The organism is Vulcanithermus mediatlanticus (genome assembly GCF_055385885.1).
On record NZ_AP042385.1, the window covers coordinates 2,020,639 to 2,039,683 of the forward strand.

Here is a 19,045-nt window from a genome sequence, read left to right on the forward strand (position 1 = left end):
CCTATGAATCGCGTGCTCCTTGGCGTTCGCGGGGCAAAGACCGAAAGCCAGATGCAGGAAGTGCTGGAAGCGCTCAAAGCCCTCGAGGGCGTGGCCAACGTCGAAACCAGCCACCCCGGTCAGATCGTTGTCGCCTACGACCCCCACCGCCTGACGGTCATGGACCTCATCCGCGCCGTCCGCGAAAAGGGGTATCTGGCTGGGATGCTCTAAGCGCCCACGGGCGCAGGCGAGTGGCCGCCGATCTCGCACCAAGGCACCATCGCGCCATGTGGTAGACTTGAGCGTAGCCGGTGGGGCGCTCCCCGCCGGAGCGAAACTTCCCCCTCAGTTCGACTCAAGGCAACCCCCCTTTTCCCGGGGGAGGAAGGAGCGGTATGCAAAAGGATGTTTTTGGCGCAAAGAAGACACTGGAGACCCGCGAGGGCAAGCTGACCTACTACGATGTCATGGCGCTCGAGGCCCAGGGGATCGCCGAGGTCTCAAAGCTTCCGTTTTCGATCCGGATTCTCCTCGAGGCCATCCTCAGGAACGTCGACGGTTTCCAGGTCACCGAAGAGGACGTGGTGAACCTCGCCCGCTGGCAGCCGGAGCCAGGCGAGATCAACGTGCCCCACAAGCCCGCTCGCGTCGTGCTCCAGGACTTCACCGGTGTCCCGGCGGTCGTGGACCTGGCGGCGATGCGAAGCGCGATGGCCCGTTTTGGCAAAGATCCCGCTAAGATCAATCCCCAGGTCACGTCGGATCTGGTCATCGACCACTCGGTCCAGGTCGACTTCTTCGGGAGCGGCTATGCCCTCTTACGGAACACCGACCTCGAGTATGAACGGAACCGCGAGCGCTACCAGCTCCTTAAGTGGGGTCAGAGCGCGCTCGACGATTTCCGCGTCGTCCCACCCGGCCAGGGCATCATCCATCAGGTCAACCTCGAGCACCTGGCCAAGGTGGTCATGACCGCCAAGCGCGACGGCGAAACCATCGCCTTCCCCGACTCCCTGGTGGGGACCGACAGCCACACCACGATGATCAACGGGCTCGGCGTGCTGGGCTGGGGCGTCGGCGGGATCGAAGCCGAGGCGGTCATGCTCGGTCAGCCCTACTACATGCTCGCGCCCAAGGTCGTAGGCTTCAAGCTCACCGGTGAGCTCCCCGAGGGGGCCACGGCCACCGACCTGGTGCTCACCATCACCGAGATGCTCCGCAAGCACGGGGTGGTGGGCAAGTTCGTCGAGTTCTACGGCCCCGGGGTCTCCAAGCTTCCCCTCGCCGACCGGGCCACCATCGCCAACATGGCGCCCGAATACGGGGCCACGATGGGCTTTTTCCCCGTCGACGAGGAAACCTTGGCTTATCTCCGGCTTACGGCGCGCCCCGAATGGCTCATCGACCTGGTCGAGCGCTACACCCGGGCCACGGGGCTCTTCCGGGAGGGCAGCGAGTCGATCGTTTACTCGGAGCACCTCGAGCTCGACATGTCCACCGTCGAGCCAAGCCTCGCCGGCCCCAAGCGTCCCCAGGACCGGGTCCGGCTCCAGGAGCTCAAGTCGAGCTTTCAAGCCCACCTCACCAAGCCCTTTAGCGAGCGGGGTTTTGGACTTGAGAAAGACGATCTCGAAAAGCGTGTTTTGGTCAATCGCCATGGCGAGACCTTCGAACTCACCCACGGCTCGCTGGCCATCGCCGCCATCACCTCCTGCACCAACACCTCGAACCCCTCGGTCATGATCGGGGCCGGGCTACTGGCCAAAAAGGCGGTGGAGGCGGGGCTCGATACCAAACCCTGGGTCAAGTCGAGCCTGGCGCCGGGCTCCAAGGTGGTCACCGATTACCTGAACGCCAGCGGCTTGCTCCCCTTCCTCGAGGCCCTGCGCTTCCACGTGGTCGGCTACGGGTGCACCACCTGCATCGGCAACTCTGGCCCCCTTCCCGACGACATCCGGGAGGCGGTGGAAAAGGGTGATCTGGTGGTGGCCGCCGTGCTCTCCGGCAACCGGAACTTTGAAGGCCGGGTCAACCCCCACGTCAAGGCCAACTACCTGGCCTCGCCGATGCTGGTGGTCGCGTTTGCGCTGGCCGGCCGGGTGGACATCGATCTGCAAAACGAACCCCTCGGCTACGACCCCAACGGCAACCCGGTCTACCTCCGGGACATCTGGCCGAGCCAGGAGGAGATCCAGCAGGCCATCCGCGAGAGCCTCGACCCCGAGATGTACAAAAGCGAATACGCCCGTGTCTTTGAGGGCGACGAGCGCTGGAAGAAGCTCGAGGCCCCTTCGGGTGCGCTCTACGAGTGGGACCCGAACTCCACCTACATCCAGGAGCCGCCCTTCTTCCAGGAGATGGACCTTAATCCCCAAGAACCGGGGGATATCCGCGGCGCCCGGGTCCTGGGCCTCTTCGGCGATTCGATCACCACCGACCACATCTCCCCCGCCGGCGCCATCCCCAAGGACAGCCCCGCCGGCCGCTACCTCCTCGAACGCGGCGTGCCGGTCGAGGCCTTCAACACCTACGGTTCCCGCCGCGGCAATCACGAAGTCATGATGCGGGGCACCTTCGCCAACATCCGCATCAAAAACCTCCTGCTCGACGGCGTCGAGGGCGGTTACACCATCAAGTTCCCCGAGGGTGAAAAGATGTGGATCTACGACGCGGCCATGAAGTACAAGGCCGAGGGGACGCCGCTCGTCATCCTGGCGGGGAAGGAATACGGCACCGGCTCGTCGCGAGACTGGGCGGCGAAGGGCACCGCGCTGCTCGGTGTCAAAGCGGTGATCGCCGAGAGCTTCGAGCGCATCCACCGCTCGAACCTGGTGGGCATGGGCGTGCTGCCGCTGGAGTTCATGCCCGGAGAGTCCTGGAAATCCCTCGGGCTCACCGGGCGCGAAACCTTTGATATCGAGGGCATCGCCGACATCGCCCCAAGGAAGACCCTCAAGGTAAGGGCAACGCGCGAGGACGGGAGCCAAATCACCTTCGAAGTCGTGGCCCGACTCGACACACCCGTCGAGGTCGAGTACTTCAAAAACGGGGGCATCCTCCACACCGTGCTGCGCAATCTGCTCAAGGAAGAAGCCACAGTCTGAGCCCGTTTCACTCTGCGCCGCATGGGCCCCGGGAATGCCGGGGCCTTTGCTATGCTTTGGGCATGGAGTACGAAACCCAAGCCGTACTCGCCGGGCTTCCCGAAGACCCCCATTCGATCGTCGGCCTTCCCATCTACGCCGCCGTGGCCCATGCCTTTCAAACCCTCGAGGAGGGCGAACGCCGCTTCAAGGAGAGTACGGCCTACGTCTACGCCCGGGCCAAAAACCCAACCGTCACCGCACTGGAACGTCGCCTGGCCGCGCTCGAGGCCGCAGACGGGGCGCTGGCCACCGCCAGCGGCCAGGCCGCGACCTTCACCGCCATGCTCGCCCTGGTCCGGCCCGGGGACGAAATCCTCGCCAGCACCAACCTCTTCGGGCAAACCATCGGCCTTTTCAACCAGATCCTCTCGGCCTTCGGCATCCGGGTCCGTTACCTGCCGGCAACGGCCACGGTCGACGATTACCGAGCGGCGATCGGGCCAAACACCCGGGTGCTTTTCGTGGAAACCCTCTCCAACCCCGCGCTCGAGGTTCCCGACCTCGAGGCGCTGGCCGAGATCGCCGAGGCCAACGGTTCGGTTTTCGTCGTCGACAACACCTTCGGCGCCGCCGGCTACCTGGTCCAGCCGCTCCGCTGGGGGGCGCACGTGGTGGTGGAGAGCCTGACCAAATGGGCCTCGGGCCACGGCTCAATCCTCGGTGGGGCGCTCCTCAGCCGCCCGACCACGCTGTGGTCCAACATCCCCACCCTCACCCAGCCGCTCCCGACCGGACCTTCGGCCTGGGAAGCGTTCGGTGAAGCGGCACTCCTTGCCCGCGCCCGCCAACTCGGGCTGAGCCTCGGCGGCATGGCCCTCTCCCCCTTCAACGCCTACCTGATCTTCCAGGGTCTGGAAACGCTGGCCGTACGTCTGGAGCGCGCCTCTCAAACCGCGGCGATGATCGCCGAGTGGCTGGCGGGAAGGCCTGAAGTCGAACGGGTGGCCTACCCCGGCCTCGCCACGGGAGCCGCCCGGGCCCGGGCGGAGAAGTATCTCCGCCTCTCCGGGTCAATGGTTTCCTTTACCCTCGAGGGCGGGCTTCCGGCTGCGAGCCGCTTCCTGGCCCACCTCAACATGCTCCAGGCCCCAAACGTCGGCGACGTCCGAACCCTGATCATCCACCCCTGGACCACCACCCACAGCAACATTCCCGAGCCCCAAAGACGCGAAGCCGGGGTGACCCCGGGCCTGCTCCGGCTCAGCGTGGGTCTGGAAGCTCCCACCGACCTCATCGCCTGGCTGGAGGAGGCGCTCAAGCACGTTCGGCCGTGAAAGCGTACGTGGGCCTTTACACCGCCCGGCTGGAAATGCCGTGGGTTCGCAGCTTGAAGGAAAAGCGGGCCCTCGTGCGGCCGGTCATGGAGCGGCTGAAGTCCCGCTTTCCGGTGTCAGCGGCGCGCCTGGAGGGCATCGAAGCCCACGGCTGGGAGGTCGTGGGCTTCACCCTCATCGGAGCCGACCCGCGCTGGGTCGAGGAAACGCTGCGCAAGGCGGCTCGCTTTTTGCTGGAAAACGGCGACTTCGAGGTGCGGGAAGAGCGCCTCGAAGTCGTGCACTGGGAGATGTCCGCCGAAGGCAGCTGACCGCCCTGCCTCGGCAGAAGCCGCCACAGGGCCCGGTCTGGCCTTAATCCTTGGCCACCCGCTCCAGCGCCAGCGCCGTCGCCCCGCCCGTGCCGTGGCAGATTGCGGCCAGCCCCAGCTGGGCGTCGCGGCTCGCCAGAGCGTGGAGGAGGGTGACGACGATCCGTGCCCCGGAAGCCCCGATCGGGTGCCCGAGCGCGATCGCGCCACCGTGAACGTTGAGTTTTTCAAAAGGCACACCGAGCAAGCGGTGAAAGAGCACGTTATTGAGAGCGAAGGCCTCGTTGTTCTCAAAGAGATCAAAATCCCGGATCGTCATACCGAGTTTATCGAGCAGCTTCTTGACCGCGGGGATCGGGGCCTCCGGAAAACGCCAGGTCGTCCCCGCGCTCCACGCACCCCCCAGAATACGGGCCAGGGGCTTGAGGCCGTATTTTTCCACCGCTTCCGGACTGGCGAGGAGCAGCGCGGCGGCACCATCGGAGATCTGGCTCGAGTTCCCCGCCGTCAGCACACCGTCCTTTTTGAACGCCGGCCGCAGCCCGGCGAGGGATTCGGGGGTGGTGTCCGGTCGGATCCCTTCATCCCGGTCCAAAACCCTGGAGCCCTTTTTCGTTCTGACCTCAATGGGAACGATTTCGCTGGCAAAAAGCCCCTTTTCGGTGGCTTCGGTCGCACGCTTTTGGGAGAGATAGGCCACCTCGTCGAGCGCCGCCCGGTCCACGCCGAACTCGGCGGCGAGCCGCTCGGTCTCGACCCCCATGGCCTCGCCGTTCATCGGGTCGGTGAGACCGTCGTGGAGCAGGAGGTCCTTCACCTCTTCGGGAGCGCCAAGCAGGAATTTGTAGCCCCAGCGCGCGCGGTGAGAAAGCGCAAAGCCGGCCTGGCTCATTGACTCGGTCCCACCCGCGAGCACGAGGTCGGCTTCACCGGCCCGGATCGCGGTGGCGGCATTCATCACCGCCATCATGCCGGAAGAACACACCATGTCCACCGCATAGCCGTCCTTATCTTCGGGGATCCCGGCTTTGAACGCCGCCTGGCGGGGGATGAGCTGGCCGTGGCCACCGCGCAAAACGTTCCCGAAGATGTAGAGGTCGATCGCCTCACCGCCCACGCCCGCCCGGTCGAGGGCCGCGCGCATGGCGTGTGCGGCCAGATCTGCCGGCGAAAGGTCCTTGAGCGTCCCACCAAAACGGCCAATCGGCGTCCGCACCGCGGAGACGACATACACTTCACGCATCGAAAACCTCCCCGATCATCCTACCTCGATCGGGGCGAAGGCGGGCCCCAGACGGGGACTACTGGGCCGAGAGGGTGTTGATGATCTGGAAGAGGGGCAGGAACATGCCGGCCACAATGGTACCGACGATCAATCCCAGGAAAATGATGATCACCGGCTCAATGAGGGCGGTCAGGCTACTCACCGTCTCGTCGACCTCGCGCTCGTAGAAATCGGCGACCTTTTCCAGCATCGCGTCGAGGGCGCCGGTCTCCTCGCCGATGGCCACCATGGAAGCGACCATGGGCGGAAAGACCTTTGGGTAGCGGGCCAGCGTCGAGTGAATCGACTCTCCGACCTCGATGTTTTCCCGGGTTTCGTCGAGGATCTCCTCGATGACCGCGTTTCCGGCCGTACCTTTGGTGATCTCGACCGCCTCTACAATATTCACGCCGCTGGAGAGCAAAAGTCCGAGCGTACGGGAAAATCGCGCCAAGGCGCTCTTTTTTGCGAGGGTTCCGAAGACCGGCATGCGGAGCTTAAAACCGTCGATGACGCGACGACCCTTGGGCCTGCGATAGGCGAGGACATAAAGGCCATAAAGCGCTGCCGGCAAGAGGAGCAGAAACAACCCGCTTTTGCGCATGAGGTCCGAGAGCGCGATCAGAAGTCGTGTCAGCGGAGGCAGACCCGAGCCCAGTTCGGTCAGGATCTGGGCGAACTGGGGCACGATGGTGGTGAGGAGGAAATACGTCACCAAGATGGCGAAACTGAAGACCACGGCCGGGTACGTCATCGCCGATTTGACCTTGCCCCGGATCGCCAGATCCTTTTCGAGGAAGGTGGCCAGCCGGTCGAGGATGGAATCAAGGGCGCCTGAAGCCTCCCCGGCCCGGACCAGGTTGATGTAAAGGCGACTGAAGATCCGGTGCTTCGCGAGCGCCTCGGAGAATGGGCTTCCACCCTCGACGTCGGTCCGGACGGCTCGAATGATGGCCTTAAACTTTTTGTTCTCGGTCTGCTTTTCCAGCACCTGCAAGGCCTGAACGATCGGCAGCCCCGAAGCCAGCATCGTGGCGAGCTGCCGGCTGAAGATGGCGATATCCTTCAGGCTCGGTCCCGACTCCAAAAACGAGAGGTTAATCTCAAGTTGCAAGCCGCGGGGCGGCTCCTTGATTTCCGTGACGTAAAAGCCCTTCTCGCGAAGGATGCGCACCGCGCTTCTCACGTCGGTCGCCTCGATCACCGCGGCGACCGTCCGACCGTGGCGGTCCCGGGCGCGATAGTGGTAGACCGGCATCGTGTCCTATAGTATAGCGCCGGATGAGAGAAGCGCTTTCAGAGGCCGCCGAAGTTCTGCGCTCCGGAGGGATCGTGGCCTTCCCCACCGACACCGTCTGGGGGCTTCTGGCCCACAGCCAAAACCCCGAGGCCTGCGCCAAGCTCTTCCGCCTCAAGGGTCGGGCGCCGTCGCAGCCGCTGCAACTCCTGGTGGCCGATCTCGAGACCGCCTTGGCGCTGGCCGATCTCAACCCGGATCCAAAGCCTTTCCTCCGCCTCGCGAAGACCTTCTGGCCGGGCGCGCTCACCATCGTGGCCCCGAGCCGCCGCCCGATGCCCTGGCTCGGCGCCGAAGCAACGGTGGGCTTACGCCTGCCAAAGAGCGAGCCGCTGCGGGCCTTGCTCCGCCGCATCGGAGGCTCAGCCGCCGCCAGCAGTCTGAACCGAAGCGGCGAACCGCCGGTTCAATCCCTCGAAGAAGCGAAGCGTTTTCCCGGCGTCGACTACGTGGTCGCGGGGCCGAATCCCCCCGGCGTCGCCTCGACCGTCTTCGACCTGACCCGGGGGGACGTCCTGCGTGAAGGCGCCATTCCCAAGGCCGAGATCTCGGCCGTACTCGGCTTGGAGGAACGGTGAATCCCCTCGCCGCCCAGATCCTGGCCATTCTTTTCGCGGCGGGCCGTTCGGTCTCGATCGCCGAACTCTCACGGGGGTTGGTGCAGCCCGAGGCCGAGGTCAAAAAGGCGCTCGCGTCTTTAGGCCGCACCCTCGAGGCCGGAGCGTTCGGCGTGACCCTGGAAGAGGTCGCCGGCGGGTGGCGCCTGGTCGTCCATCCAAAGCACCACCCCGCGGTCCACCGGGCCCTACGTCCAAGACCGCCCCGGCTGAGCCGGGCGGCGCTTGAGGTTTTGGCCATTGTCGCCTACCGGCAGCCCATTACCCGGGCCGAGATCGAGGCCATCCGGGGCAAGAACTCCGACGCCGTCCTCGAGGGCCTCGAGGCCCGCGGCCTGGTGAGCGTGGTGGGCGAGAAGGCAACCATCGGCCGGCCGAAGCTCTACGGCACCACCCAGCGCTTCCTCGAGGTCTTCGGCCTGCAAAGCCTCGACGAGCTCCCGGGCCTCGAGGGCCCCGAGCTGCCCTTGCTTCGCGACTGAGCATCCCGCCGCGACGTTCAGGCCTCGCCCCAGGGCATCCCCGGCGCCGTGCCGGGCTCGATGGGGCCGTGATCGGCCTCGTAGCGCCGGATGTTCTCGGCCAGCGAATCCAAAAACGCCTTGGCATGGGCCGGGCTCATGAGCACGCGGGCCACCACCAGAGCGTCGCCCTGGGGCTGAACCAGGGCGAAGTCAATGATGAACTCGTGCTTGCTGTGGGCGATCACCGCGAGGTTGGCGTAACGCCCCTTGGCCGTCTCGCGATCGATATCGATCTTCAGCTCGCTCATGCCAGGGCCTCCTTGAGCTCGGGGATCAAACGCTTCAGCGCGAGGCGCACGCGCCCCAAACTGGCGATGGCATCGAGGAGCACCACGAGCACCGCCCCGCCCCGTACCGGGAGGAGCACCACCGGCCCCAGGTCATACTCGACCATCACCTCTTCCAAAGGCCCCCGCCCCAGTTCCTCGGCCACGGCCCGGGCCGAGGCCAGGACGCTCGAGGCCACCCCGGCCAGAGCCCCGAGCTCCCTCTGGCTGCTCCGGGAAAAGGCCTCGAGCGGGAACCCTTCCTCGCCCACCAGCACCCAGGCCTCCACACCCGGGGTTTCCGAGAGCGGGGCCAGAACTTCGGTCAGACTCACCGACCCTCACCTCCGTACTCGCGCGCCAGGGCCGAGGCCAGACGGCTCAGTTCCTGGCCAACGCGTTTGCGCTCCGGGCCCCGGCGGATCAGCGCCCCCAGGCAGACATCCCCCTCGCAGACCACCAGCAGCTCCCGCTCGCCAAGCGTCACCACGAAGCGGCGAAGGGGGTCGCGCAGAGCCTCGGCAAAGCCCCCCATGGCCCGGGCCAGTCCCGCAATCTCGGCGGCGAGAAACTCGGGGTCTGGTCCCTTCGCCCCTGCGGCTTCGATGACCAAACCATCAGGCCCGGTGACCACCACCCTCAACACCGAAGGAATCCTCGCCAACTCAACCAGACCGTGCATGCCGCGCCCCCGTTAGCCTTCTGACACCGGCCGGCGATGGGCGAGCGCCCGGCCAAGGGTCACTTCGTCGACATAGTCCAGACTTCCGCCCGCCGGCAGCCCGTAGGCGGGTCGGGTGACCCGGACGCCCCTTCCCTTTAAGACCTCGGCCAAATAAGCTGCCGTCGCCTCGCCTTCCACCGTCATCGACGTGGCCACCAGCACCTCCCGCACCCCGTCCAAACGCTCCAGCAACGCTTCGATGCGAAGTTGCTCCGGACCGACCCCCTCCAGCGGGTTGAGCACGCCGCCAAGGACGTGGTAGAGCCCGTGGAACTCGCCACTGCGCTCAAGCGCGACCACCTCCGCCGGGGTCTCCACCACCGCGATCAGACCGCGATCCCGGGTGTCATCGAGACAGATCGGACAGAGCTCGCCCTCGGCCAAGTTGCCACAGTGCCGGCAAAAGCCGATCTTCGAGCGGACCTCGAGCAAAGCACGCTCCAGGACCTCGGCCGTTTCCGGATTGAGCGACAAAAAAAGCGCGAGTCGCTGCGCGGTTTTCGGTCCAACACCCGGGAGCCGTGCCAGCGCCCTTGAAAGCTCGGCCAGAGGCCGCGGGTACTTCAAAAGCCCCCTCCCAAGAGCCCGCCGAGCTGCCCGAGCGTGCCGGCCATTTCCTCCTGGGCCAGCGCGCTCGCCTTGGCCTGGGCGTCCTGGATCGCAAGGAGAACCAGGTCCTCCAGCGCTTCCACGTCATCGGGATCCACGGCCTCGGGCTGAATTTTCACCGCTCGCACACGACCGTGGCCGTTGGCAACAACCTCCACCAGTCCGCCCCCGGCGCGCCCCACCACTTCCGTCTGCTCGAGCTTTTCCTGGATCTCCGCGGCTCGAGCTTGGGCACGCTGCGCTTCCTTCATGAGCTTCTTTAGGTTCATCGTCCCTCCGACCTCCCATTATAGGTGTTGCCGTAAACTGGGCATGTCATGGAACGCCCTCGCAGACTTCGAATGCACGCCAAGATCCGCCGGCTGGTGCGCGAAGTGTCCGTCGAACCGAGGAACCTCATCCAGCCCCTCTTCGTCCACCTGGGCAAGGATCCGGTGCCGATCGCCTCCATGCCCGGCCAGTGGCGCCATTCGTTGGAGAGCCTCCTCGAGGCCGCCCAGAAAGCGTACGAGGCCGGCGTCGGCGGGGTGATCCTCTTCGGCGTGCTCCCCGACGAGGCCAAGGATGACCTCGGGCAGGGAGCCTACGACGAAGAAGGGGTGGTTCAGCAGGCTCTCCGGCACCTTAAGCAGCAGCTTCCGGAACTCTTGCTCATCGCCGATACCTGCCTTTGCGAGTACACGTCCCACGGCCACTGCGGCGTCGTCAGCGGCCACACGGTGGACAACGACGCCACCCTGGCGCTTTTGGCCAAGACCGCGGTGAGCCAGGCCCGTGCCGGCGCCGACATCATCGCCCCCAGCGCGATGATGGACGGGCAGGTCGCCGCCATCCGGCGCGCGCTCGACGAGTCCGGCTATGCCCACACCCCCATCCTCTCCTACGCCGTCAAGTTCGCCTCGGCCTTCTACGGGCCCTTCAGGGAGGCGGCGGAGAGCGCCCCGGCCTTCGGAGACCGCGCCAGCTACCAAATGGACCCCGCAGCCGGGACTTGGGACGCCCGCAGGGAAGCCGCGATCGACGACGCCGAGGGCGCCGATATGCTCATGGTCAAACCGGCGATGGCCTACCTCGACCTGATCCGGCTGCTGAAAGAAGAGTTTTCCAAGCCGATCGGGGCGTACCTGGTCTCGGGCGAGTACAGCATGATCAAAGCCGCGGCGCAAGCGGGGTGGATCGACGAACGCCGGGTGGTGCTGGAAACGCTGACTGGGCTGCGCCGGGCGGGCGCAGCGTTCATCCTCACCTACCACGCCACCGAGGCAGCCGGCTGGCTCAAGGCGGGCTGAGCAAGCGCCCGCGGTCCGCCCTGCGACCGCCGGTCGCCCAACGCTTCCCGGGCCCCGCCATGGGCGGGGCGCTTAAGAAAGCTCGCTGCTCTCGGCGGCCGGCTCCAAACCGCCGGTCAGGGACATGGCCAGCGCTACCAAACTCACCCAGATTCCGGCGAGGAGGTAGGTGGTCGTCACCCCGATCACATCGGCGATGGCGCCGCCAAACACCACGCCCACCAAAACGGCGGTCTGGGCCGCCGACCCAACCGCCCCGAAGATCCTGGCCCGCAGCTCGGGCGGGGTGTGGGTCTGGAGAATCCCCCGGGCGGGGATCAAAAAGCCCATGTTCAAAAGCCCGCTCAGAAAATAGGCGACCATGACCCACCAAAAGATCGGCCAGGCCCCGACCGAGGCGATGAAAAATCCAAACACCAGCATGGAGATTAAGAACACCCGTCCCCGGCGATAGCGGTCGAGGAGAGAAGCAATGAGGAGGGCGCCGGCAACCGCCCCCGCGGCCATGGCCATCTCGATCACCCCGTAACCAGCAGAACCCACCTTCAAGACCCCGAGGGCCAAGACCACACCGAGGACGTTCTCTACCGACCCAAAGAGCGCGGCGCTGGCCAGGGCCAGTGTGGTGCGTCTGAGCGGGACCACGCTCAGGAGATAGCGGTAACCTTCCACCACCCGCCCCCAATACCCGTTGGAATCGGTTTGCGGCGGCCGGAGCGAGGGCAGGCCCGAAAGCAACGTCGCCGAGGTGACGAAGGTGACGGCGTCGATGTAAAAGGCCGGCTCCGGACCCACGGCAGCCACCAGCAAACCGGCCAGCCCCACGAACGCGACCTCGGAAAAACGTTCGGCAAAGGAGATTAGCCCGTTCGCGTGGTCGAGCGAGGACTCGGGAACGAGCTCGGGGGTGGCGGCCGCGATCAGGGGCCGCTCGACGCTCTGGAGGACCTGGACGGCAAAGACCAAAAGCCAAAGGAGCAACAGTGATCGCTCGCCGATGATGGGAATCCAGATCACGAGCGCAGCCTGACCGAGCTGAACCCCAACCAGCACCCGGCGGCGCTCGAGGGTGTCGGCCCAGGCCGTGAGTATCGGGGCAAAGACCGCGCTCACGACCAGCTCGGCGCTCATGATCAAGGCCACCGTCCCCGCGCTTTCGGTCAGGGTGTAGACGAGCACCATCAAGGCAATCCGGTGAATCTTATTCCCGGATTCGTTGACCAAGGCTGCAAAAAACAGGCGTTTGAAATGAGGATGTCGCAACGCTCTGAACATGGCTCGCAAATATTGTACTGGTTCTTGCCTAGCGAGCACGGTCGTGACCGTTAAGATGGAACTGCCATGTCCCCGTTCGCCCTCGCGATCATCTTCTTCCTCGTTTCCTTGGGCCTGTTTTTCGAGCTCAACCCATTGCTGCTGGCGGTGGTCAGCGCGCTCGTCCTCCTCGCCAACTTGGCCTTTCTCGCCGCCGTCGGCGGCGCCTGGTGGGGCATGCTGGCCTTGGTGATGCTCGGGGGCGCGATCGTCCTCATGCCCCGCCGTAGCGGAGAAGGTCTCTTGGTTCGCCGCAGAAAACGGCTCCTTCCCCCCTCAGAGCGCGAGCCCCTCGAGGCCCGCTACCAGATCCTGGGCCGGATCGGTAGCGGCGGCATGGCCACGGTCTATCGAGCCAAACGCAAGGCCGACGGCCTGATGGCCGCTTTGAAGATTCCCCAGGACCGTTACGCCCACGAACCCAGGTTTTTGCGCCGCCTGCACCGCGAGGCCGAAGTCCTCAAGCGGCTCGATCATCCCAACGTGATCAAGGTCTACGAGCACGGCAAAGCGGGAGAAACGCACTTCATCGCCATGGAACTCGTCGACGGGGTGAGCCTGGAGCAGCTGATCGAACAACGCAAGCTCACCCCCGAGCTCGCCCTCCAGATCCTGCTCCCGGTGGCCCGGGCCCTCAAGCACATCCACGCCCAGGGAATCATCCATCGCGACATCAAGCCCAGCAACATCATGATCAAGCGCGAAGCCCTGCAAAAGGGCAAGGTCGACCCTTCGGGCGTTCGTCTCATGGACTTCGGAATCGCCTCGGGCCGCGAGCACCCCAAACTCACCCACCTGGGCTCCCGGGTCGGCACCCCGACCTACATGAGCCCTGAGCAAGCAAAGAGCGAGCCCCTCGAGGACAAGAGCGACATCTACAGCCTGGGCGTGGTCCTCTACGAAGCCCTGGTCGGAGAACCGCCGTTCGGGGGAAGCTATGGCGAGGTGGTGCAAAAGCACATCAACGCCCGTCCCGTGCCCCCAATCCAGAAAAACCCCAAGGTCCCCCCTCGCATCAACGACCTGGTCATGCGCATGCTCTCCAAAAACCCCGACGAACGCCCCAGCATCGATGAGGTCATCGAGGCCCTCGCCTCCCCACCGGAGAGCCCGCCACTGCCGGAAGCGTCGCTCTTTTTGGTCCTGGCCGTGGACGATGCGGACACCCCGATCCGGATCCTCGACCCCGCCTTCCGTCCGATCAAGGCCTTCGGCCAAAGCCCGGTGGATGATGTCGCCATCGACGCCAGTGGGGCGATCTGGGCCCTGTCGTACAACCCGGGCGAAAGAGGGGGAATGCTCACCCGCTACACCCCAAGCGGCGACCCGATCGCGAGCTACGGCAGCTACGGCCTGAAACTCGGCGAGTTCCTCCGCCCCATCGCCATCACTGCCGATTCGGCGCAGAAGGTCTACGTCCTGGACGCCGACAATCAGAGCATCACCCGGCTCGACCTCGAGGGCCACGCCGAGGTGCGTTTCGGCGGTGCCGGAAAGGGCAAGGGCAGTTTCGAAGATGCCCGGGCCATGACGCAAAGCGGCGGGTCGCTCTTCGTCCTCGACTACGGACGCCGGGAGGTCCAGCGCCTCGATGAAAACGGCAACTACCTGGACCGTATCGTCCTCGCTCAGGGGCCGGAAAACCCGGCGCCCCGGCTGCTCACCGGACTCGGCCCGGCCAGTGACGGCAACGTGCTCATCTACGATCAGGACGCCTACCGCATCCGCAAGGTCTCGCCCAAACGGGCCCTCCTCTCAAGCCACCCCCTGCCCAACCACAACGGCACGGGGCTTGCCCTCGTCGACCTGGCGGAAACACCTGAAGGCGTGATCTACGCCGTGCGCCGGGGCGCGAAAACCCTCTTCCGGATCGAGGGCGAAAAAACCGAAGCCATCGAGATCGGCCTGCCCATCAAGGCCATGGCGCTTTGGTGGCCGGATCAACGTCCGTAGGGGTCAAAGAGCCGCGCGTACTCCTCCAGCGCAAAGCGATCGGTCATGCCCGCGATGTAGTCGCAGACCGCCCGGTGGAGCCCCTCCTCTTCGACCGCTTGCTGGACCGTGGGCGGAAGCATCTGGGGCATCTCGACGTAGGCCTCGAACAGCCGGATCAAAACGTGGCGGGCCTTCCCAACCTGCCGCACCACCCGGTAGTGGTGATAGAAGTTGTGATAGAGGAACGCCCGCAGCTCCGAAATCTTTTTCCGCGCTGGTTGCGAATAACCGGCGAGCGGCGTCGTCGCACGCCTGACATCCTCCAGCGTACCCACCCCAGCCGCCTCGATCCGGGCGTGGGTGGCCTCCACCACGTCGGTGATCATGTACCCGAGCAGCTCGCGGATCAGGACCCGGCGTTCGAACTCGCCGAGCCGAAGAAGATCGATGCCCGCCTCCTCGGCCACCTCGACCAAAAGGCTCACCTCGCCGAGCTGGGAGGGTTGCAAAAGCCCGCTGCGCAAACCATCGTCCAGATCGTGGGCGTTGTAGGCGATCTCGTCAGCCAGGTTAACGATCTGGGCCTCGAGGCTGGGCCGCATCTCGGGGTCGAAGTCCGGGTTCGGGACGTCGTAGCTGGTCTCGTGCTTGGCGATGCCCTCGCGAACCTCCCAGGTGAGGTTGAGGCCGCGGAACCCGGGATAGCGGCGTTCCAGATGGGTCACGATCCGAAGCGACTGAGCGTTGTGGTCAAAGCCGCCGTGCCCGGCCATGAGCTCAGCCAGAACCCGCTCCCCGGCATGGCCGAAAGGCGGGTGCCCGAGGTCGTGGGCGAGGGCCACGGTTTCGGCAAGGTCCTCGTTCAGCCCGAGCGCCCGGGCCAGGCTGCGGGCCACCTGGGCGACCTCGAGGGTATGGGTCAGACGGGTGCGGTAGTAGTCGCCCTCGTAATTGGCGAACACCTGGGTCTTGTACTCGAGCCGACGAAAGGCGGTGGTGTGGATGACCCGGTCGCGGTCCTTTTGAAAGGGGGTTCGGTAGCGCGACTCCGGCTCGGGGTGGGCCCGACCCCGGCTCTCCGATGAGCGGACCGCGTAGGGCGCCAAGGCCCGATCTTCCAGGGCCATAAGTTGCTCACGAGTCAAGCGCATGTCTTCAGTCTAAGGCGCCGGCCCCCCGACGCGTAGCGCGAGCCACAACCGCCGCTTAGACTAAGGCCGTGGTGACGAACAGAGAGCTCTTCGAACAGGCGCAAAAGCTCCTGCCCGGCGGAGTGTCAAGCCCGGTCCGCGCCTACGGGGCGGTCGGCGGAACCCCTCGTTTTTTGGTTCGCGGTCAGGGCCCCTATGTGTGGGACGTCGAGGGGAACCGTTACGTGGATTACGTCCTCTCCTGGGGGCCCATGATCCTCGGGCACGCCCACGAGGCGGTGGTCGAGGCGGTGCAAAAAGCCGCGGGCCGGGGGTTATCGTTCGGCGCCCCCCACCCGGATGAACTCGAGCTGGCCCGGCTGATCCAAAAGGCCTACCCCATGGCCGAACGGATCCGCTTCGTGAACTCGGGGACCGAAGCGACCATGAGCGCCCTGCGGCTGGCCCGGGGTTATACCGGTCGCGACCTGGTGGTCAAGTTCCGGGGCAACTACCACGGCCACGCCGACGGGCTTTTGGTCGAGGCCGGCTCGGGCGCCCTCACCTTCGGCCACCCCTCATCCTCCGGGGTTCCCGAAAGCTACGCCCGCCTCACCCTGGTGGCCCGCTACAACGATCCGGAAAGCCTTAAGGCCCTCTTCAAAACCCACGGCGAGGCGATCGCTGCCGTGATCTTCGAGCCCGTGGTCGGCAACAGCGGGGTCATCCCGCCCAAAGCGGCGTTCCTCGAGGCCCTCCGCGACCTCACGCGCGAATATGGCGCCCTGCTCATCGTCGACGAGGTGATGACCGGCTTCCGCCTCGCGTTTGGCGGCGCCACCGAGCGCTACCGCCTCGAGCCCGACCTCATCACCCTCGGCAAGATCATGGGCGGCGGTCTCCCCTCGGCGGCCTATGCCGGCCCCGCCCGGATCATGGAGCACCTGGCCCCCCTGGGCCCGGTCTACCAGGCCGGCACCCTTTCGGGCAACCCTCTGGCCATGGCCGCCGGCACCGCCACCCTCCGCCTGCTCGCCGAGCACCCCGAGTTCTACCAGCGCCTGGAGACCCTCGGCCAGCAGCTGGAGACTGCGCTGACGGCTGCCCTCAGCGGCGCCGGGGTCCCGCACCGCATCAACCGGGTCGGGTCCATGCTCACCGTCTTTTTCACCGAGTCACCGGTGGAAAGCTACGAGGAGGCGCAAACCACCGATACCCGGCTCTTCTCGCGGTTTTTCCACGGCCTTTTGCAGCGGGGGGTCTACTGGCCCGCCAGCGCCTACGAAGCGGCGTTCCTTTCCGTCGCCCACGAGCCGGCGCTGATCGAAGCCACGGCGGAGGCGGCGAGCCAGGCCTTTGCCTAGGCGATGCGGTCCAGATCCGACACCATCGCGGCCATCGCCACGCCGGCGGGCAAAGGGGCGATCGGCATCCTGCGCCTTTCAGGGCCGAATGCGCTGGAGATCGCCTCCAGGGTGTGGCGGGGCCGGTCGCCCTCGAGGATGGCCGGGGGCCGCTTCGCCTACGGCGAGCTCATCGACCCCCAAAGCGGTGAGGTCATCGACGAGGGCCTGGTGCTCGTCTTCCGGGCCCCCCGTTCCTACACCGGGGAAGACAGCGTCGAGTTCCAGCTCCACGGGTCGCCGGCGGTCCTGCGACGGGGGCTGGCGGTGCTCCTCGCGGCCGGGGCCCGGCTCGCCGAGCCAGGGGAGTTCACCCTCCGCGCCTATTTGAACGGGAAGATGGACCTGGCCCAGGCCGAAAGCGTCCTCGCCCTCATCGAGGCCCGTTCGGAGGCTGCCCGTCGCCAGGCGCGAAAGGGGTTGTCGCGGTCGCTCACCCAGCGCATCGAGGCCATCGAGCACCAGCTCATCGACCTTCTGGCCCACATCCAGGCGCTCCTCGACTACCCGGAGGAGGGGGTGGAACCCCACCGGGCGGAAAGGACCCTCAAGGCCACCATCTCGGCCATCGACAGTCTCCTCAAAACCGAAAAGGCGGCCAAAATCGCCCAGCACGGGGCCAAGCTCGCCCTCCTCGGTCCGCCGAACGCGGGCAAGTCGAGCCTTTTGAACGCGCTGCTCGGTTACGAACGGGCCATCGTCACCCCCCTCCCCGGAACCACCCGCGACTACCTCGAGGCCCCCATGGAAATCGACGGCGTGCCCATCGCCCTCGTCGACACCGCCGGGATCCGGGAAACCGACGACCCCATCGAGCGCGCCGGCGTGGAGATGGCCCTCGAGCTCAGCGAATCGGCCGACCTGATCCTCTGGATCGCCGATCGGTCGGCCCCCAAACCGCCCGAGCCCGCCTTTCCCGAGGGGCGGGTCCTGCGCATCGCCAGCAAGGCCGACCTTCCCGCCGCCTGGGAGGACGCGGCCTACCTCCCGGTCTCGGCCAAAACCGGTCAGGGCATCGAGGCCCTGAAGCACGAAATCCGCCAGCGGCTTTACGCCGAAGCCGCCGAGGAGGAGGCCTGGCTCACCTCGGACCGCCAGGCCGAGGCCCTGCGTGAAGCCAAGACGCACCTCGAGGCGGCGCTCGGCGCGCCTGACGACCTGATGGGACTTTCGATCGAAGCCGCCCTCGAGGCGCTGGCCCGAATCACCGGCAAGGCGGTGGTTCCCGCGGTCCTCGAGCGGGTCTTCAAGAACTTCTGCGTCGGAAAGTGAACCGGACCCGGGGGCTGCGCCCGCCGGCAGCCCGTTGATCGTTGCGCCCTAGCGCCTCACCTGCCGGCGGGCAAGGGCAAAGACCAGGGCGGCGAGGATCAAAGCCGCACCTGCGGCGATCAGCGCCGCCAGCGGCCTGGCCACGACGGTCGTGGCCGCAAAATAGGCGGCGGCGACCAGGAAGGCGAGGCCGACGAACACGAGCATCGCGGCCACGACCAGCATCAAAACGGCCCAGGTCACCCGGACCACACCCTGCCCGAGCTCCCGGGCCTCGAGCCTGAGATAATTCAACAAAGCCGAGAGCAGTCGAATGAACCGGCGCACATCACGCCCTCCGGCCAAAGAGAACGCCCAGGAGCAGCCCGATGCCAAAGGCCAGGCCCAGGCTTTGCAGCGGGTGGGATTCGATCTCGCGTTCGATGCGCTCGATCTGCCGCCGGCCTTCATCGGTCACCTTAGCGCTTGAGCGCTTCAGCTCCTCCATCAGCTTCTTCGCCTCGCGCTCAAGCCGTTCCCGGGCCGCGGCGAGTTCTTCGCGCCCGCTCTCCTTGAGCACATCCTTTAAACGCGACAGATCTTCGCGGATCTTCGCCAGATCGGCCTTCAAAGCCTCCACTTCCGGAATGCCCTCGGTCTTGCTCATCATCACCACCCCCCGAGTTTCATTTTAACGAACCTGCTCTCT

General features: G+C 66.0%; 21 protein-coding genes. 10 read left to right on the top strand and 11 right to left on the bottom strand.

Features of this window, described 5'->3' with window-relative positions:
- The first annotated feature begins 3 nt into the window (after positions 1 to 3).
- From ACZ5BT_RS11435 to ACZ5BT_RS11450, 4 genes are all read left to right on the top strand, one after another.
- Positions 4 to 213 (top strand): heavy-metal-associated domain-containing protein, encoded by a 210-nt coding sequence (locus tag ACZ5BT_RS11435; RefSeq protein WP_464884710.1) that lies wholly within the window; start codon positions 4 to 6, stop codon positions 211 to 213.
- A gap of 164 nt (positions 214 to 377) precedes the next feature.
- The gene (gene acnA / locus ACZ5BT_RS11440) at positions 378 to 3,086 is read left to right on the top strand and encodes an aconitate hydratase AcnA (protein ID WP_464884711.1); all 2,709 of its coding nucleotides are present in this window, start codon (positions 378 to 380) and stop codon (positions 3,084 to 3,086) included.
- 62 nt (positions 3,087 to 3,148) lie between these two features.
- The gene (locus ACZ5BT_RS11445) at positions 3,149 to 4,402 is read left to right on the top strand and encodes an O-acetylhomoserine aminocarboxypropyltransferase/cysteine synthase family protein (RefSeq protein WP_464884712.1); all 1,254 of its coding nucleotides are present in this window, start codon (positions 3,149 to 3,151) and stop codon (positions 4,400 to 4,402) included.
- Positions 4,399 to 4,713 carry a DUF503 domain-containing protein gene (locus ACZ5BT_RS11450; RefSeq protein ID WP_464884713.1) on the top strand — a complete coding sequence of 105 codons (315 nt, stop codon included), beginning with the start codon at positions 4,399 to 4,401 and terminating at the stop codon, positions 4,711 to 4,713. Before ACZ5BT_RS11445 ends, ACZ5BT_RS11450 begins: the two co-directional genes overlap by 4 nt.
- A 43-nt stretch (positions 4,714 to 4,756) precedes the next feature.
- Here the strand turns inward: ACZ5BT_RS11450 and phaA are convergent, their stop codons facing one another.
- The gene (phaA, locus tag ACZ5BT_RS11455) at positions 4,757 to 5,956 is read right to left on the bottom strand and encodes an acetyl-CoA acetyltransferase PhaA (RefSeq protein WP_464884714.1); all 1,200 of its coding nucleotides are present in this window, start codon (positions 5,954 to 5,956) and stop codon (positions 4,757 to 4,759) included.
- Positions 5,957 to 6,014: 58 nt separating this feature from the next.
- The gene (locus ACZ5BT_RS11460; protein WP_464884715.1) at positions 6,015 to 7,235 is read right to left on the bottom strand and encodes a type II secretion system F family protein; all 1,221 of its coding nucleotides are present in this window, start codon (positions 7,233 to 7,235) and stop codon (positions 6,015 to 6,017) included.
- 23 nt (positions 7,236 to 7,258) lie between these two features.
- Between ACZ5BT_RS11460 and ACZ5BT_RS11465 the strand changes: the two genes are divergently transcribed.
- Positions 7,259 to 7,852, top strand: coding sequence for an L-threonylcarbamoyladenylate synthase (locus ACZ5BT_RS11465; protein WP_464884716.1), 594 nt, complete (start codon positions 7,259 to 7,261; stop codon positions 7,850 to 7,852).
- Positions 7,849 to 8,373 (top strand): SMC-Scp complex subunit ScpB, encoded by a 525-nt coding sequence (gene scpB, locus ACZ5BT_RS11470; RefSeq protein ID WP_464884717.1) that lies wholly within the window; start codon positions 7,849 to 7,851, stop codon positions 8,371 to 8,373. Before ACZ5BT_RS11465 ends, scpB begins: the two co-directional genes overlap by 4 nt.
- Positions 8,374 to 8,390: 17 nt before the next feature.
- On the opposite strand, the gene ACZ5BT_RS11475 is transcribed toward scpB, so the two are convergent.
- Genes ACZ5BT_RS11475 through ACZ5BT_RS11495 form a run of 5 tightly spaced genes read right to left on the bottom strand, consistent with a single transcriptional unit; the run spans position 8,391 to position 10,283 of the window.
- A complete protein-coding gene (locus ACZ5BT_RS11475; protein WP_464884718.1) occupies positions 8,391 to 8,663 on the bottom strand; it encodes a DUF3467 domain-containing protein in 273 nt (90 codons plus the stop codon).
- Positions 8,660 to 9,016, bottom strand: a complete 357-nt coding sequence (locus ACZ5BT_RS11480) for a roadblock/LC7 domain-containing protein (protein WP_464884719.1) — start codon at positions 9,014 to 9,016, stop codon at positions 8,660 to 8,662. Before ACZ5BT_RS11480 ends, ACZ5BT_RS11475 begins: the two co-directional genes overlap by 4 nt.
- Positions 9,013 to 9,363 carry a roadblock/LC7 domain-containing protein gene (locus ACZ5BT_RS11485; protein ID WP_464884720.1) on the bottom strand — a complete coding sequence of 117 codons (351 nt, stop codon included), beginning with the start codon at positions 9,361 to 9,363 and terminating at the stop codon, positions 9,013 to 9,015. The genes ACZ5BT_RS11480 and ACZ5BT_RS11485 overlap by 4 nt, the downstream gene beginning before the upstream one ends.
- 12 nt (positions 9,364 to 9,375) lie before the next feature.
- Positions 9,376 to 9,972, bottom strand: coding sequence for a recombination mediator RecR (gene recR, locus ACZ5BT_RS11490; RefSeq protein WP_464884721.1), 597 nt, complete (start codon positions 9,970 to 9,972; stop codon positions 9,376 to 9,378).
- Positions 9,969 to 10,283 (bottom strand): YbaB/EbfC family nucleoid-associated protein, encoded by a 315-nt coding sequence (locus ACZ5BT_RS11495; RefSeq protein ID WP_464884722.1) that lies wholly within the window; start codon positions 10,281 to 10,283, stop codon positions 9,969 to 9,971. Before ACZ5BT_RS11495 ends, recR begins: the two co-directional genes overlap by 4 nt.
- 48 nt (positions 10,284 to 10,331) lie before the next feature.
- On the opposite strand from ACZ5BT_RS11495, the gene hemB reads away from it, so the two are divergent.
- Positions 10,332 to 11,303 (top strand): porphobilinogen synthase, encoded by a 972-nt coding sequence (hemB, locus tag ACZ5BT_RS11500; protein ID WP_464884723.1) that lies wholly within the window; start codon positions 10,332 to 10,334, stop codon positions 11,301 to 11,303.
- A gap of 72 nt (positions 11,304 to 11,375) precedes the next feature.
- Here hemB and ACZ5BT_RS11505 read toward each other — a convergent pair whose 3' ends face one another.
- Positions 11,376 to 12,578, bottom strand: a complete 1,203-nt coding sequence (locus ACZ5BT_RS11505) for an MFS transporter (RefSeq protein ID WP_464884724.1) — start codon at positions 12,576 to 12,578, stop codon at positions 11,376 to 11,378.
- 66 nt (positions 12,579 to 12,644) lie between these two features.
- On the opposite strand from ACZ5BT_RS11505, the gene ACZ5BT_RS11510 reads away from it, so the two are divergent.
- Positions 12,645 to 14,570 (top strand): protein kinase domain-containing protein, encoded by a 1,926-nt coding sequence (locus ACZ5BT_RS11510; RefSeq protein ID WP_464884725.1) that lies wholly within the window; start codon positions 12,645 to 12,647, stop codon positions 14,568 to 14,570.
- Here the strand turns inward: ACZ5BT_RS11510 and ACZ5BT_RS11515 are convergent.
- Positions 14,558 to 15,703 (bottom strand): deoxyguanosinetriphosphate triphosphohydrolase, encoded by a 1,146-nt coding sequence (locus ACZ5BT_RS11515; RefSeq protein ID WP_464884726.1) that lies wholly within the window; start codon positions 15,701 to 15,703, stop codon positions 14,558 to 14,560. The genes ACZ5BT_RS11510 and ACZ5BT_RS11515 overlap by 13 nt on opposite strands.
- A gap of 68 nt (positions 15,704 to 15,771) precedes the next feature.
- On the opposite strand from ACZ5BT_RS11515, the gene hemL reads away from it, so the two are divergent.
- Complete coding sequence (gene hemL, locus ACZ5BT_RS11520; RefSeq protein WP_464884727.1) at positions 15,772 to 17,046, top strand: glutamate-1-semialdehyde 2,1-aminomutase; 1,275 nt, start codon at positions 15,772 to 15,774, stop codon at positions 17,044 to 17,046.
- 3 nt (positions 17,047 to 17,049) lie between these two features.
- Positions 17,050 to 18,357, top strand: coding sequence for a tRNA uridine-5-carboxymethylaminomethyl(34) synthesis GTPase MnmE (gene mnmE / locus ACZ5BT_RS11525; RefSeq protein ID WP_464884728.1), 1,308 nt, complete (start codon positions 17,050 to 17,052; stop codon positions 18,355 to 18,357).
- Between the two features lie 48 nt (positions 18,358 to 18,405).
- Here mnmE and ACZ5BT_RS11530 read toward each other — a convergent pair whose 3' ends face one another.
- Both ACZ5BT_RS11530 and ACZ5BT_RS11535 read right to left on the bottom strand, forming a co-directional pair.
- Positions 18,406 to 18,684: a phage holin family protein gene (locus ACZ5BT_RS11530; RefSeq protein WP_464884729.1), complete on the bottom strand. Its 279-nt coding sequence runs from the start codon at positions 18,682 to 18,684 to the stop codon at positions 18,406 to 18,408.
- 1 nt (position 18,685) lies between these two features.
- On the bottom strand, positions 18,686 to 19,006 hold the full coding sequence (locus ACZ5BT_RS11535; RefSeq protein WP_464884730.1) for an ElaB/YgaM/YqjD family protein: 321 nt from the start codon (positions 19,004 to 19,006) through the stop codon (positions 18,686 to 18,688).
- Between the last annotated feature and the right edge of the window lie 39 nt (positions 19,007 to 19,045).